This is a genomic window from Endozoicomonas sp. (genome assembly GCF_031844845.1).
Lineage (GTDB): Bacteria > Pseudomonadota > Gammaproteobacteria > Pseudomonadales > Endozoicomonadaceae > Endozoicomonas.
Window position 1 is genome coordinate 1 of record NZ_JAVRMB020000367.1, and the last position, 14,925, is coordinate 14,925.

A 14,925-nucleotide genomic window follows, 5' to 3' on the forward strand; every position below is an offset into this window, starting at 1 on the left:
AAAGTTTTCGATAATGACTAAAGAGTAATGCTTCCATATATCCGGCCTTGGGGTGAGGTCGCATTCGCCTCTGGCCCTGATGGAATCCGCTCACTCCCACCTCATCAGGTCTTCGGCCTCTATGGGCCCTAGACCCCAACAGGTTCTTAGGAGTGCAGGTCTTACCTTTTATGCCATCATTTAACTTTATCCGCGCAACTCGTTGCAGGTTTACCCTGATTAACCGCTTTTGCTTTTCTTGTCTAACGACAAATGTTTAATAGTTTAGTATTGATATTGTTCATGCCGCTGCCTTGTACGGCTCTTTCTTTGTTAACACTGCCCAAGCCACCCGTGCATTTTTATTGGCAACAGCCACTGCTGAAATATTCTTGCCACGACGTTTATCCAGTTCGGTTATCCACTGATTACGACGGTCGTCGTATTTATCAGCTACTCTGACAACAGTTCTGCCACCATGTATCAACAGGGTTCTCAGGTAGGTATCACCCCGCTTGCTGATCCCCAGTAAAGAAATCTGGGGTCAGGTCTTGAAAATCTGGGGTCAGGTCTTGAATCTTGAATTAATGCAAGGTTCAAGGTTCAAGATTCAAGACCTGATCCCTGCTTTCATCTTTTGGGCAAAAGAATAAGGAAAAGAATAAGGACATCCAGTTCGCCGAGATAAATCGGCAGAAGATTGAAGGTGAAAGTCCTTCATCCCGTAAGGCATAGCAAGCCGCCGGAACCCCGAGTCATGGGCGGTTGTCAGTAGTGGCAATGGCTAAGCGTTGACAGGGGAACGTACAGGCTCTGCTCTTTATTAAGAGTGAGCTCCGAAACCATCATCGAGAACGCCGACCCTGTTGGATGGGGGAATACCCCCAGGACCCACAGGGCTATGGTACAGGTGCGTTATGCGAGCACCCTGCCGGTTCTCCGGAGTCATAGACCTGGTGCATGTACCGATGTCTTTTGTGCACTCTCATTAAAAAGAGGCGGGAGGGTTCAATTGGAACTGCTGTCAGGTCTTTCTTTTTGAATGAATTCAAGAATCAAGATCTGACCCCGGCTATTTCGGCTATTTGACCCCGGCTATTTGGCTATTTGCGGCTAATTGTGACCCCGGCTAATTGTGACCCCGGCTATTTTTATTTTCGGCTATTTTTATTTGCATTTTGACCCCGGCTATTTGATTTTGAACTAACCTGATCAGAAGGTGTCCGTGTGGTAGGGTTTTTAGTCTTGATTTGCTCCTCAGGGAGAATACTTCAAGTGTAGCTTGGTTAATAAATTCTGGAAGATTGGTTCGGGCCGTGTTTGAAAACGGTCAATTAAGCAAGTAAAAAAAACAAAAATAGATTAGCATTAATTGTGTGGTGAGTATTTCTATGGATAAGACACTATTATCATTAGGCCAGAGCAGCCATACAAACACTCTGGAATATGCGTCGGATTCCGAAAAGGAACACGTATCATTTAACGGTTCCTCTGTTAAAAATGAGCCAGATTTGTTCCGGTTCAATATTGAAGACCTGTCCAGGTATCCCTCTAAATCAAACCGATCAGGAATAAAAAACCGGAAAGCACAGATAGAAATAAAAAAGAAAAAAAAGGTCTCGGCTGAAGACATACTTCAAGGTGATGTTCTTGAAAATTTGTTCCATGAACAGGGCGAGTTTAATTCGCGCTTTCTTCGCGGTCAGGAACAAGGCAAGAGTCCAGCCAGTAAAATAATAAATCAAAAAAAAGCCAAAAGCACAGAGAATGTTTGCTATTGCAGCAAGGTCAATCCAAAATCCAAATGTAAGTTGCCGGATGTTTTTACCCCTAAACAAAGGTCAGATACAACAACCAGGCATATACCAGACAACACATTAGCTCCTGATCATTTAAAACGAATTGGCATCGAAATAGAAACTGCTGGTTTAGAATTCATGAACACTACCCCATGGTTTAAAGGACAGATCCTTGCACGAACTACTGGTGAGTGCTTTGGTTATCCTCTGATTTCGGTCACGGCTGAGCTCAGTCCTAGTGAAACAGCATGCCTTGAGTTGGTAACAGCACCTCTAACTGAAACTCAGCTTCATAGTTATCACATTGATCAGAAACTAAAAAAGCTTAAAGAGTTATTCGCTGACGATCAATGTTCAAAGCAATTAGGCAAAGTAATTATTGCTTATAACAACTATATTTCGGATTTTTTTAATGACAGTTCACAAATAGATCTTATGGCCATCAGTCCTTACAAACAATGTCTTCCATATAAAGGAAATATTAAAATCGAAGCGGCTGTAGTATCTCTCAGTCAAAAACATGAGATTGGCGAAACTGCCATTATGAAGACCGGGGCCTTAAAAACCCCCATTTCCTGGTTTCATCAACATAATTTCTTCATTCCTTACTCAAATCTTGGTTCGTTATGTAAGACCATAATCAATGAGAACAACTCAAATGGAGTCAAGAATGAAATAGGAAAATTAGAAAAAACAGAAGAACTGACAAAGATAATAAACAGCATATTTCAGGAGTTTGAAGGAATAGATGATGTTGACCGGAATGAGATAAATGCATTTTCAACTAACCATGCATATATTGCTTTCAGATATTTTTGTCGATTATCCCATATTCCAGAAGTCAAAAAAAGCTATCTATACTCAATTAGATACTCCTGCTTCTCTACAAAAATTAGCCTCCACCAAGAGATGCTGGAGATACTTAGTGACAAAACCATTGAATTTTTCAATACAAACGCTGAAAAAAATAAAGGCACTAAAATTCCAGAAAGACTTATGGAAAAAATAATAAATCTACACTCTTCATTTAAAAGCTCCGAAATGCTAGACATCTATTACAAGTGGTTGTGTGGGTATTGGCAAGAGGTATTTGAGTGTGCTGATCTACGAAGGAAGTACGGAAAAACAAAGGTGGTTGGTGCAAACACCGACCAACCCTATATAACATCAGGAAAGGGAAAAATACCACTCCCACTGCATTCTGCAACCGCTACAGTAGCGATTACCGATATAATTTCCCATTATACATTCGTGACGGCCCCACTGACATTTAACCACAAAAACTGGGTAGTTATCGAGTTACGCAAGACGGTAGCTATTCAAAAACCACTGACGCTGAAACAACCTGATCGGGCTTCCCTGAAGTCTGATAATTGGGATAATGGATATTTCGAAAGCTCATTTTCTTCAGAGGAAGAAGAGCAGTTACGATACTTCCCTTTTAATAATTCGGACTGGATGGTAAATAAAACTGTTTCGGAACAACATTTCCTGAATACCATATGGGAGTAAATCAAGGGCGGGCCTTAAATCTTGAATGAGGAAAACTGGGGTCAGGTCTTTCATCGTGCGTAACATATTCTGCACATTTACTCATTGTACATAGTGATGATGGGCCTTTTATTTGGAATACTTACGAACTGATTTTTATTTAAATTTTATTAAACGGCAATGGATATGCACAATGAAAGACCTGACCCCGGTTTTCCGAGGAGAGGATAAAATGCCTGGTATCTCTAATATCAATATCTCTAACAGGGTAGATTTTCATTCCAAACCGCAGTTTACTGAAGCTGAAAATGGAACACCTAATAAGAAAAAAAGGATAACAAAAGAACCTGAAACGCAAAAGCAAATGGGTGTTACTGAGGGTAGTTCATTTTTCTCAACCGATGTTCCTCAGCAACAGGCCTATAAAAAACTGCAGGAGTTTAAACAAATAATAGGCATTAAAGGAGATATACCAGCTCTTGCTCCAAACATTAAACGAATGGAGGATAAATATCCAGACTTGAAAGAAAAAAAGAAAAAAATGGGAATTCAAGCGGATGGCATTATGGAAATGGCCGACACCTTGCTAGAGATGTCTAGTCTTTTTTGCGGTGATAATAAACAGATAGAAAATTTAATTTATGATGCAACCCACGAAAGTCTTAACGGAAAAACTACTGTTCATCCTTATCAAAACTTTTGTGATGTTTTTCTATCTATTGCTAAAGATAAAGATAAAGATAAAGATAAAGATAGGTATAGTGTTTCTGCCCTTGATATAATTCAATTTCTTAATCAATTATGCGAGAGTAAAGATGATTGTGACAACAACCCTGAAAATCTCCTTTCTTTTTTTCTGATGATTGTCAAATTATTCAGTTATTGCCACTTTAATAAGATTAATAAGTCATATCATTACAATTTTAATAAAATATTATCAAGCCATATTTACATGGATTTTTGTTTGGCTAGAGATGCTGTTGATGATGCTTTTTTTTATTTGAGTCTTAAACCTGATCAGATGAATCGTTGGCTGAAAAGTTTGCTAGAATCGCAATTTGCAAATGGTCGTTTTCTCGTAAATACAAGGGGAAAAAACAGGATATTGATTCATTCGAATTATTTTCTGTGGAGCCATTCAAAAGCGGATTATATTCTGGGCGAAAAGCAGAAAATGCCTATGGATGCCTTAGATGACTATAAGCTTCAGTGTTATATTCCTGAGGTTATTTGTAATATGCTTTTTCATCAGGAAGGCAAGGGTGGGGCAGCAGGAGTGGCTGATTCCGTTGACGGAGCCTCGTCTGCCTGTGCAGCTATTCCTTCATCTCACATTACAAGATTTTCAACTTATCAATGTGACAGTTTTATAGGTGAAGAGTTTGAGTTTTGGTTTGATGATAATAAACGGTCTGTTAGGGAAATAGACTTTCTTAAATACTTGGATAATTACCAAAAAGCGATTGAAAAAATAATAAGAGATCATGGCATTAATGCAGAGTCAAAAGTTGAAAGATCGACTTATAAAAAAGAAGATGAGTCAGAGAGACCTTGCCTGCATTATAGTATTGGTACTTGGGAAGCTAAAGTTTTTCAAGATTTAGAGGATACACTGGAGATTATTACAACACCCTATAAATTGAATCAAAAATTCTCTGTTAAAAACTATAATTGTGTCGAGAAGTACTCTGCGGCCAAGATGTTTGATTATTTTATTTTTCCTATTACCAGAGATTTATCCCTTGTCGGTAAATCAGGTCATAAACATTTTGATGTTATACCTTCACTAAGTATGATTCCTGAACTACTATTCAGGATTGTCGTTGATGTGGAAAATAACGCCTGGATACCAAAGGCATTAGATAGATTAGATCGGATGGTTGAAGTATTTCCATACGCGGTGTTATCCCGTAGCAGAATAGAGCTTCTTACTTCGATGGTTGCTGCTGCCAATAATCAAATAAAGAGTGGCAGATGTGAACCGCGCCGTGGTTCTTTTTCGGATATATTGGATCTCTCGGAGTTTATGAATAGTCTGAAACTGAATGACAAATGTAGTCCCTGCGCGCTTCATCATCTGAAAGATGCCGAGCATACGGTTGATATAAATAAAGAACCAACCAGCACTATCGAATTCAGAGTGCCTCACTGTCCGCGCGATGGTCATGAATCTTTCCTGATTAGTAATTTACTGAGTTGCCGAATCAGTTATCTTAATGAATGCATGAATCGAAGAGAACAGATTCCCTTTACACCGATAGATCCGAAATCCTATAAGGCCGGCAAAGACAGGGAGGTTGTTGAACACTTTGAGAAATATGTTCGCGAATGCGGTTTGGATCCAGCCACCTATAATAAAATGCTACGAATTGACGTGCCAAAATAAGATCCACATCCTGACCCTGGGTGGAATCATCCAGAGTATTCAGGTGCCAGATCGTACAGGCAATGTGTCTGAAGTCACCCTGGGCTGCGACTCGGTGGCCGATTACGAGCGTTCAGGCGCTTATTTTGGTGCGATTGTCGGCCGTTATGCCAACCGTATTGCCAAAGGCGAGTTGCAGCTGAATGGCGAGCGGTTTCAGTTGGCCTGTAACAATGCCCCAAATCATCTGCATGGCGGCAAGGTGGGCTTTGATCATCATCTCTGGCGGGCAGAGCACCATACCAAAGACAACCTTTGCACGCTGTCTCTTTATTACGATTCAGACGATGGTGAAGAAGGTTACCCTGGCAAGCTCAGTGTGAAAGTGACCTATACCCTGAATAACCAGAACGAACTGGGCATCGAATATCAGGCGACCACTGATACAACCACCGTGGTCAACCTGACCAACCATACCTACTTTAACCTTAATGGCAGTGATGACTGCCTGAGCCACCAGCTGCAACTCCACTGCAGCCAGTTCACCCCCACCGATGAAACGTCCATTCCCTATGGCGAGATTGAGTCTGTCATCAATACGCCCATGGACTTTACCGCCATGAAGCCCATAGGCCGTGATATTGGTCAGGATTTTATCCAGCTGAAGCAGGCCAGGGGTTATGACCACAACTGGGTAATCTGGACAGAGAGAGATCGTGAAAATCCCCTGAAGACTGTCGCACGGATAGAAGCGCCAGAAAGTGGCCGAACCCTGGAAGTACTCTCCACCCAGCCGGGTGTGCAGTTTTACACCGGCAACTATCTGGAAGGAGAGCCCGCACGGGGAGGTGGCCAATATGGCATGCGGGCTGGTTTCTGTCTGGAGACCCAGCACTTTCCAGATTCACCCAACAGGCCAGAGTTTCCTTCAACCCAACTGAATCCTGGTGAAACTTACCAGGAAAAAGCGGTCTTCCGTTTTAGTGCAATGTAATTAATGCCTGTTCAGGCCGGAGTGGCCGGCCTGAAATTATTCTGGCCTGGCTTTGCCACGGTATTTGCGCTGATTTTTCTGCTGGTGATTTATTCACTGGATTATAAAATATCTTTTAAAAGCTTCAGATATGAGGACGGATATTTGTAGCCCCCCCTTTTTTTATCAGCCCCCACTGCTAAGTTACCGTTAATGGTTGGGAACCTTTTTATCTCTAATGGTATCTAGCAAGAAAATAAAACTACTATGCAGTTATTAAAAGCTGCCAATTATGACATATCAGTAAAATGCGATATTAAACACGTTTTTTAATACATGGCTCAATTTCGTACTGTTCGGCGCAAAGACAATAAAGGATATAAAAATTTAGGATTTATTACTTGCGGGCATAGGAATAAAATTCAGACCAACCACTAACGGTAACTTAGCCAGCCCCCACTCTATCTATGTCTAAAACCACAAAAGGCTCAGAGACATAACGATAAAACAACAACCGATCCCCATACTAATCGATGGAAATCAGTTGCTGCCTATCAGAAAACAGAAAACAGAAACAATAATGAACCTTTAAACAATTCAGCTGTCTTACAAAACGTAAGCAGAATAATTTCAGACTTAAAAAAAAAGGGGGCGGGGAGGCGATGCTTAGGAATGGAAGTATCCAATATATTTCAGATGGTTCCATTAATGGGTTCAGTTCAACAGGACTGCCTCGTTTTCCACCCGGGACACATCTCGATAGTCACCCCAGAATAAAGACAGATCCGAGTACTCATCACCGCCAGATTACAGCCGTTCCTGACCCTTCGAGATATCAAGTGGAGAACAAGCCAATAATGGCCAGAGTAGCTGCCAGGGCGGATAGGACTCCAATCCACAGCCACCAAGAATTTCAGCAAGGCAATAACGGCCAGAAATCCAGACAACCCGGAAAGACCACTGGTAAATCAGAATCCGGTACGAATGATTATTTTGAAAGGCTTAAAAGAGATTTTATACCGACTCATCCAGCGACTATACATTCAAAGTATGTCTATGTAAAAAAACATAACCCGGAGAGTTTTCAAAATATTCAGGTTATAAATTCATCGGAAGCAAAATCATCAGGATCGACGATTCCCTATGTAAACACAAATATACCTGCCCAAATTCCTGCCGGTAATGTTACTAAATCAGCGGAGTGGTCAAATAAGGTTAAATCTGTAATTAACAAGGCATCTCACAAAAGACCTGTTCAGTTCCGCCAGCAGATTTGCGAACTTATTGATGAAGCCCTGAAGGTTAGACAGGATCAGCACAAACATAATGTCTTAAGTGATAAAATAAATAACGGCGATGGCAAGGTTAGCACTTTTTTGATAGAACTTGCCTGCACAAAAATAGGAGATCCCATCAGGAATAATATCAAGGCGTTAAAAGAACTGGTCAAATGTCTGGATAGCGATCCGATTGTTACGCTCCTGGAATCAACCACCGATTTACTACAGACATCAGCCAACGATCAGGCTTATACCAATCTCCTGAACAGGGAATTATGGGAAGCACCCGGGAATATTGAAGAAGAATATGACCTCGTTCTCACGCAGAGCTGGAACGAGGTTTACGGAGAATTTAGCAACAGCCTATAAGATGTTGTCGAAAAAGGTCTTAAATGCCGGTTTTTACCACTGCCGTCTTTCCCACACAGGCGGGAATCCATCGCGGGCAGCGGATCCCCGCCTTCGAGGTTGTCGCAAAACCCACCGAGAACCTCGTTCCCACGCTCTGCGTGGGAATGCATAGCCAACCACTTACTGAGAATTGTTAACTGATGTTCTTAGGGTACTCGAGTTTAGAGAATTATAAGTACACAAGAACCACATAAATACTGCTAATCCAACCGTCACCTAAACTAAAAGAGACGGTTATCATGCTCTCAGAAGCACACAAAACTATTCTCCGCGAACTCGCTATTTATGTGACTTTTTTAGCGGGATCAGTATCATCACTTGCTGCACCAACGTTTTGTGAATTACTGATTGGTGGCATGCTGTCCGGTGAAGGGTTTCTCACACAGGCCCTGTTAAAGAAAGCTGGGGTCAAAAGCTGGGGTCATATATGGTCCGCCCCGCGATGCAAGGTAAAGTTTTCGATAATGACTAAAGAGTAATGCTTCCATATATCCGGCCTTGGGGTGAGGTCGCATTCGCCTCTGGCCCTGATGGAATCTGCTCACTCCCACCTCATCAGGTCTTCGGCCTCTATGGGGTCACTCCATAGAAAGGAAAAAATCGTACGCTAAGCGATGCATCCCTTGGTAATCAAGGGGTATACACCAGGCACAAGGCACTTTAACCATCACCTTCCAAGACTACAGTCTCCAGATATAATCACCGGTTAAACCAATATGCTCCCACCCCAGGGGAGACAGGTAGCGCAGGTATTCATCCGGTATACTCCGCCGTTTTTTGACGTCGGCAATGGCTTCCTCAAGGTGAATGGTGTTCCAGAGGATAATGGCAGCAACCACAAGATTAAGTCCGGATACACGGTAGCTCTGATTTTCAAATGATTTATCCCTTACCTCCCCAAGCCGGTTGAAGAAAACGGTCCTGGCAAGATCGTTTCTGGCTTCACCCTTGTTAAGTCCAGCCTGCACCCTCGCTCTCAATTCCGGTTTTTGCATCCACTCCAGAAGAAACAAGGTTCTTTCTATCCGGCCAAGCTCCCGTAATGCCAGGGCCAGCTTATTCTGGCGAGGGTATGAAGCAAGCTTTCTGATGATGAGCGACGCTGTGACCGTACCAAGCCGGATAGAACTGGTTAGCCTGAGCAAGTCGTCCCACTGGTTTTCGATGGTTGGTGATTTTATTCGCCCTCCCAGAAGCGTCGTCAGTTGTGGCCAGCAGTCTGGTTTGTCGGGAGGGTATAGAACGAGATCCCCAATATCTCGAATCCTTGGAGCAAACTTGAAACCCAACAGGTGGCACAGGCCAAACACATGATCAGTAAAACCGGCGGTATCCGTGTAGTGCTCTTTGATGTCCAGGTTACAGCCGTGGTAGAGAAGCCCATCCAGCACATAGGTGGCATCCCGTGTATTGGTGTTGATCAGTCGGGTATGAAAGGGGGAATACTGGTCTGAAATATGGGTATAAACCATGACTCCCGGATGGCTGCCATATTTAGGATTGATATCACCAAGGCGGCGGGCGACATTGCCAACAGGGAAGTTTTGCCCATCGGATGAAGACGTGCTGCCATCCCCCCAACTATTCACCAATTCGATCTCATGATGACAGTTGACCAGATCAGCCAGGGCGCGAGAGTAACTGTCATCCCTTACATACCAGTCTGCTGTCCAGCTGAGTTGTTTGAATGTCGCGCCTCTGCACGCTTGTGACATCCGGGTTAGCCCCAGATTGATAGCGTCTGACAATATAACCGTGAGCAGGCTTTGTTTGTCTTCAGCCGGCAGTCCTGTTCGCAAGTGTGTGAACTGATGGGTAAACCCCGTTAGGTCATCCACCTCGACCAGCAAATCGGTAATTTTGATCCTGGGCATGGCCTGATGGATTTCCCGGATAAGCGTTTTGGCTTCTTCAGGAATGTCGGTAGCCTCGTGAGCCTTCACATGGAAGCTGTTTTTCTTGATCGTTACATCATCCAGTTTCCCTTGCTGAAGGAGGGAATTGACCTTATCAAACTCACGCCTGAGGAGACTGATTCGCTCTGTCATATAACGGCTGAAGTCAGCTTCAACCGCTACAGGCAGCTCATTATTCCGCTTCATTTCCTCGTAGGTGTCCCTGCTGGTCAGGTAGCCTTCAAAGTCCTGGTACTGCCTGCTCCCTGGCACCCAAATATCACCAGATCGCAGGTGGTTCCTGAGTTCACTGAGCGCGCAGAGTTCATAGTAGTGTTTATCCGGTTCATTATTTTGAAAGATAAGGGGGACCCATTGAGAAGGGATAAAAGACCGGGGCGCGTCATCAGGCAGCTTTCTTTTGCCACTGCTATTCATGTCCCGGAGCAGGAGGATAGCATCCAAAACTTCTTGTCCTCCCCGAGCCGCCTGAAAGTCAAAATGTTCCAGTAATTCCGGGGTATAGCGACGCATCTGGGAATAATAGTTTTCGGTAAAGCGCAGAGGATTCAGCTTGCAAGGGTTGGCTAGCTCTTCGGCCTCCCTGAAGCGAGCCTGCAATTCACTCCATGAAAAAGCGTTGTCGATTGCGCTCCAGACATCTTTTTCACCCTTTCTGCTTTCTATCAGTACGTCACCCGGTGTCGCCAGAGTGCTGACAGCCTGTTTTATAAGCCTGGTTTCTTTCTGCAATTGCTCAGTGTATTTGTGCTTGCTCTTTTTAATCAGACTCCCAACCATGCGGTCATGCATGGTGATGGCTTCATCCACTAAAGCGCGAGAGTGCTCAAGAAGGAACACCGCCAAAACAGAGTATCGCCTGGCATCGCTAACCATACGCAGGTTATGAGCGGCCATGCGCGAACCTTCTCTGGCAAGCAGCTCCCTTCTTGAAACAGGAAGCTCCCTGAGTATGGAGTCAGGGAGTGACAGCCCCCTGATCGCATCAAGCTTCTCCAGTATGGCCAGGACATTCGCAGGACAATGGCGGCCTACTGGCTGTCGAATCCATGAGAGCCTGCTTTGTTGTTTTTCATTCGTCTTCAGCCACTCATCAAGCTTTACCCGGTGTTGGTCTTGTATTTGTTTATTGATCCGATTGAAAATACGTCGATCAGCATTGCTCTTGGCGGCAGCCACCATACTCTCAATAACAGGGAGAACCGGGTGCAATATCCGTTGAAGGCGTAACTCATTGAGTAGCGCTCCCACCAGGAAGACACTGCCGGGATTTTCAACCGCAACAGGGATCAGCCAGCGGGTCATGCTGTGATAGTGCGTCTTGCCGAATGACATCACCCGTAACAGACGAGCCAACAGCAGAAAGTGTTCACGCCGAGTCTCTTCCCGCCCAGCGTAACCAGCAAAAGCAGCGGGCCTGACGGCTATTTGCTCCGCTACAAAAGTAACCAGCTCATCGGGTAGTTGTTCACCGGGGTTGAGCCTGCGCCCCGGATAGCGCATCAGGCAAAGCTGTATTGCAAAACCGATGCGGTTTCTTTCCTCCCGACGTTTACGGATCACGTCAAGATCGGCGTCCGAGAGGGTGTAATGCCTGGCCAGCTCTGCCGGTTCAACAGGCAATGCAGTGAAAGCTTTACGCTGGGACAGGGACAAGACTATTCGGTGCGGCACGGGACATTGCCATCTTGATCAGGAATCAGAAACCGTCATTAAAAACGTTCATTTTTAATGACGGTAATCATAAAAGAAAACCACTGTATTTTCGATCGGATAACCCATAGAAAATCCTGTATATTCAGGGTTTTCATTAACGTTTGATTTGTCTGAGGTCACCGTGACCAGAGAGACGCCTAAAACCATCGGCTATCTGAGGGTTTCCAGTGCTGATCAGGATCTGGAAAAAAACAAAACTGATATTTTGTTACTGGCCAACCAGAGAACGCTGGGTCATGTCGAATTCATAGAAGAGACGTGTTCAGGAAGGATTTCCTGGCACAAAAGACAGATCGCCACGATTATCGAAATGCTGGCTGATGGTGACAGCCTTATTGTCAGCGAGTTGTCTCGCCTGGGCCGAAGCATGCTGGAATGCATTGAGATACTCTCTATTGCCATGCAGCGTGGAATTCATGTGTACTCGGTCAAGGGTGACTGGCAACTGGATAATTCTATCCAGAGCAAAATCATAGCAATGGCATTTTCTATGGCTGCCGAGATCGAGAGAGACCTTATTTCCCAGAGAACCAAAGAAGCGTTGAGAGCAAAAAAAGCAGCGGGTGTCCCTTTGGGGCGACCAAAGGGACCGGGGAAAAGCAAGCTTGATCCATTTCAACCAGAGATCGAGGCTTTGTTGGCTAATGGGGCGACTAAAACCTTTATTGCCGACAGGTATAACACAACACCTGCCAATCTGACTAACTGGATGAAAAAGCACGGGGTAATCCGCCCAGAGTCATTGGGAGACAAGACTTATCAGCTTAGCTAGTTCCCATCCAGAAACTCTAGCTCTTGGGACACGTAGGCTATAGAGATTCAAGGTGCTTCAAATTTACGTAAAAATCGCATCAACTCCGCTACAGGCCCCGAAAGTCGTGCGGAGCAGGTGTCAAAACAAAATGCATTTTTTAGACCTGATCGACTGCCATACGGGGTCTACAGCGTTTCTGGATGGGAACTAGCTAAGGTCAGCTCGGAACTATTTTCTGTTTTCCGTATCCATTTTTTAAATGCCTTCTTAGTGGTGACCTGCATGCCTGCTGATTCTGTCGGTACAACCCATTCAAATCCTGCCTATTCTCCAGCTGCTCAAGGTGACATTGAATCTGGCTCCGGCCCGGAATCTAAGTCTTGTATTGGCAAGGGAGGCTGGGTCACTCAATGTTTCAAGTGGCCATTGAGGCATCCATATCTGGCACTGGGGGCACTGGTTGTAACTGCTGGTACTGCGTCGTATGGTATTTATGAATTGACACGTGCAGGTGCAGGGGTTGTAGGGACTGTAGGAACGCTTCTGGCAAACAGAACCATAACTGCCAATCCACCCCCTCCCGCCAAGCCTGCCGCTGACAGGTCTACTACCGTCAGTCCAACCACTTTCGATATCTGTCGTAATCCCGCGTGCAAGGTGGTGTGGGAACCCGTATGCGCTAGCGATGGTAAAACCTACCCCAATATCTGTGTTTTTAACTACATTGATAAGTGCTCGGGGATTTATATTAAAGTGAAGAGTGAAGGCGAATGTCCATGACCCCGGTTTTCCCGTTGTGTCTTAGATGCCATTGCATGCGAGACCTCAGGTCAGGGCTTGCTTTTTTCTCTTCGTTCCCGCGATCTGCGTGGAAGCACTTTCTTTATTCACTCTCCGCTTTCCCCGCTCCCCAGCCTCGCATTAACCAACATCGACTTATTATCCTGCCGCAACACCGCACTCCTGCATCAGCTTCCGGATCCGCGCCTTACCCGCTTCCCGCTCCGCCGTCAGGTTAGCGATCTGCTGAACCTCTTCCTGCTTCCTCTCCCGAAGCGTGGCCAGCTCGGCTTCCTGCTGCCCAACCTTGATATTCCTATCATCCACTCTGACTTCCAGCCCGGCCACTGTGGTTTTCAACTTCAGGGATTCTGCCTGCACTTGCTCAAGGCTGGCTTGTTGGCGTTCCTGATCCGCTTTTGATTGTTCCATCTGGCTCTTCAAGTTGTCTGCTTCCAGCCGGTTCTGCATAGCTTCCTGTCGCTGGGTATCGGCCTGCTGCCTGGCGTCGGCCAGTTCCTGCTTTAGCTGTTCATTCAATCCGAGTAAGCGTGAGGCTTCATGGGGTCACCCCATAGAAAGGGAAAAATCGTACGCTAAGCGATTATATCCCTTGGTAATTGGGGAATCCCACCTTTGGAATAGTCAGCTGACCTTTTGTAATCGCTTAACTTACACGCTCCACAATGGCACTCCCGGGTTAGGCACTGGGCAAAACTGACCAAGATTAATATAAGGGCTTGGGAGGTTGAAGTTATACAACGACTGTCGGTAGTATTTGGTAGCGGATAGGGTAGCGCCCGAAAACACAGAGTAACCGGCTGTGTTTCCGCCTCTGATAAGCCGGTTCTCAGTGGTTGAGATTATGGAATTTATAATTTTTTGGGTTGGTTTTTCGATTGTCGTCTGGGTTCTTGCAGATAAAAGGATTAACGCCATCAGTTACTGACTTACCGAAAGCAGGCGGTAAAAAACCCCCTCTTATTTCTGATAATTAAAAAAACGTAATTCATTTAAACAAGAGGTTTGAGCGATAGATGGATTTTAATACTTCAGAATTAGAAGACGCTGTAAACAGGCTTACTTCATCTAAAGATAAGTCTGTGTCTTTTTCGCATCATCCTTATGGTGGCAGTATATCCGTAGGTAGTTGTTGTTATAAAGTTAGTTTAGTTAGGGAACAGCCTGCTTTTATTGTGAAGGTGTATCGTATTTCTAATAACAATACTCTTTACCTCGAAAGGAATGCTGATAACGGAAAGTTTAATTTAGTCGAAGCTGAAGGATTTAAAACAACAGGGGCATGGCGTGTAGGTCGTCCAGTTTCATCACCAGGCTTAGACTTATCATTTAAGATTGTTTTATTAGGAGAGCATTCCTAGGCTGTTCTTCAGTAAGGGAAGAGGTTGACAAGAATGTACCGGCAAATGAGCCTGTAACCGGGTATTAACCATAGGCTGC

9 protein-coding genes and 1 pseudogene are annotated in these 14,925 nt (G+C 44.6%); 7 read left to right on the top strand and 3 right to left on the bottom strand.

Features of this window, described 5'->3' with window-relative positions:
- Nucleotides 1–280 precede the first annotated feature (280 nt).
- Nucleotides 281–514 (bottom strand): annotated as a pseudogene (locus RM811_RS20430) (IS110 family transposase); the annotation flags it as partial.
- An 856-nt stretch (nt 515–1,370) separates the two neighbouring features.
- Here RM811_RS20430 and RM811_RS20435 point away from each other — a divergent pair.
- The 4 genes from RM811_RS20435 to RM811_RS20450 all read left to right on the top strand — a co-directional run bounded on the left by RM811_RS20435 (nt 1,371) and on the right by RM811_RS20450 (nt 8,256).
- On the top strand, nt 1,371–3,290 hold the full coding sequence (locus RM811_RS20435; RefSeq protein ID WP_402527759.1) for a hypothetical protein: 1,920 nt from the start codon (nt 1,371–1,373) through the stop codon (nt 3,288–3,290).
- Between the two features lie 172 nt (nt 3,291–3,462).
- Nucleotides 3,463–5,655 carry a hypothetical protein gene (locus RM811_RS20440; protein WP_402527760.1) on the top strand — a complete coding sequence of 731 codons (2,193 nt, stop codon included), beginning with the start codon at nt 3,463–3,465 and terminating at the stop codon, nt 5,653–5,655.
- Nucleotides 5,588–6,628: an aldose epimerase family protein gene (locus RM811_RS20445; protein WP_402527769.1), complete on the top strand. Its 1,041-nt coding sequence runs from the start codon at nt 5,588–5,590 to the stop codon at nt 6,626–6,628. Before RM811_RS20440 ends, RM811_RS20445 begins: the two co-directional genes overlap by 68 nt.
- 836 nt (nt 6,629–7,464) lie before the next feature.
- The gene (locus RM811_RS20450; protein ID WP_402527761.1) at nt 7,465–8,256 is read left to right on the top strand and encodes a hypothetical protein; all 792 of its coding nucleotides are present in this window, start codon (nt 7,465–7,467) and stop codon (nt 8,254–8,256) included.
- Between the two features lie 722 nt (nt 8,257–8,978).
- On the opposite strand, the gene RM811_RS20455 is transcribed toward RM811_RS20450, so the two are convergent.
- Nucleotides 8,979–11,888, bottom strand: a complete 2,910-nt coding sequence (locus RM811_RS20455; protein ID WP_402527762.1) for a Tn3 family transposase — start codon at nt 11,886–11,888, stop codon at nt 8,979–8,981.
- 163 nt (nt 11,889–12,051) lie between these two features.
- Between RM811_RS20455 and RM811_RS20460 the strand changes: the two genes are divergently transcribed.
- Entirely contained in the window at nt 12,052–12,702 is a 651-nt protein-coding gene (locus RM811_RS20460) for a recombinase family protein (RefSeq protein ID WP_402527764.1), read from the top strand.
- 264 nt (nt 12,703–12,966) lie between these two features.
- Nucleotides 12,967–13,464, top strand: coding sequence for a Kazal-type serine protease inhibitor family protein (locus RM811_RS20465; RefSeq protein WP_402527765.1), 498 nt, complete (start codon nt 12,967–12,969; stop codon nt 13,462–13,464).
- Between the two features lie 159 nt (nt 13,465–13,623).
- Here RM811_RS20465 and RM811_RS20470 read toward each other — a convergent pair whose 3' ends face one another.
- Nucleotides 13,624–14,004 (bottom strand): hypothetical protein, encoded by a 381-nt coding sequence (locus RM811_RS20470; RefSeq protein WP_402527766.1) that lies wholly within the window; start codon nt 14,002–14,004, stop codon nt 13,624–13,626.
- Between the two features lie 497 nt (nt 14,005–14,501).
- Here RM811_RS20470 and RM811_RS20475 point away from each other — a divergent pair, with 497 nt between their 5' ends.
- Nucleotides 14,502–14,846: a hypothetical protein gene (locus RM811_RS20475; protein ID WP_402527767.1), complete on the top strand. Its 345-nt coding sequence runs from the start codon at nt 14,502–14,504 to the stop codon at nt 14,844–14,846.
- Nucleotides 14,847–14,925 lie beyond the last annotated feature (79 nt).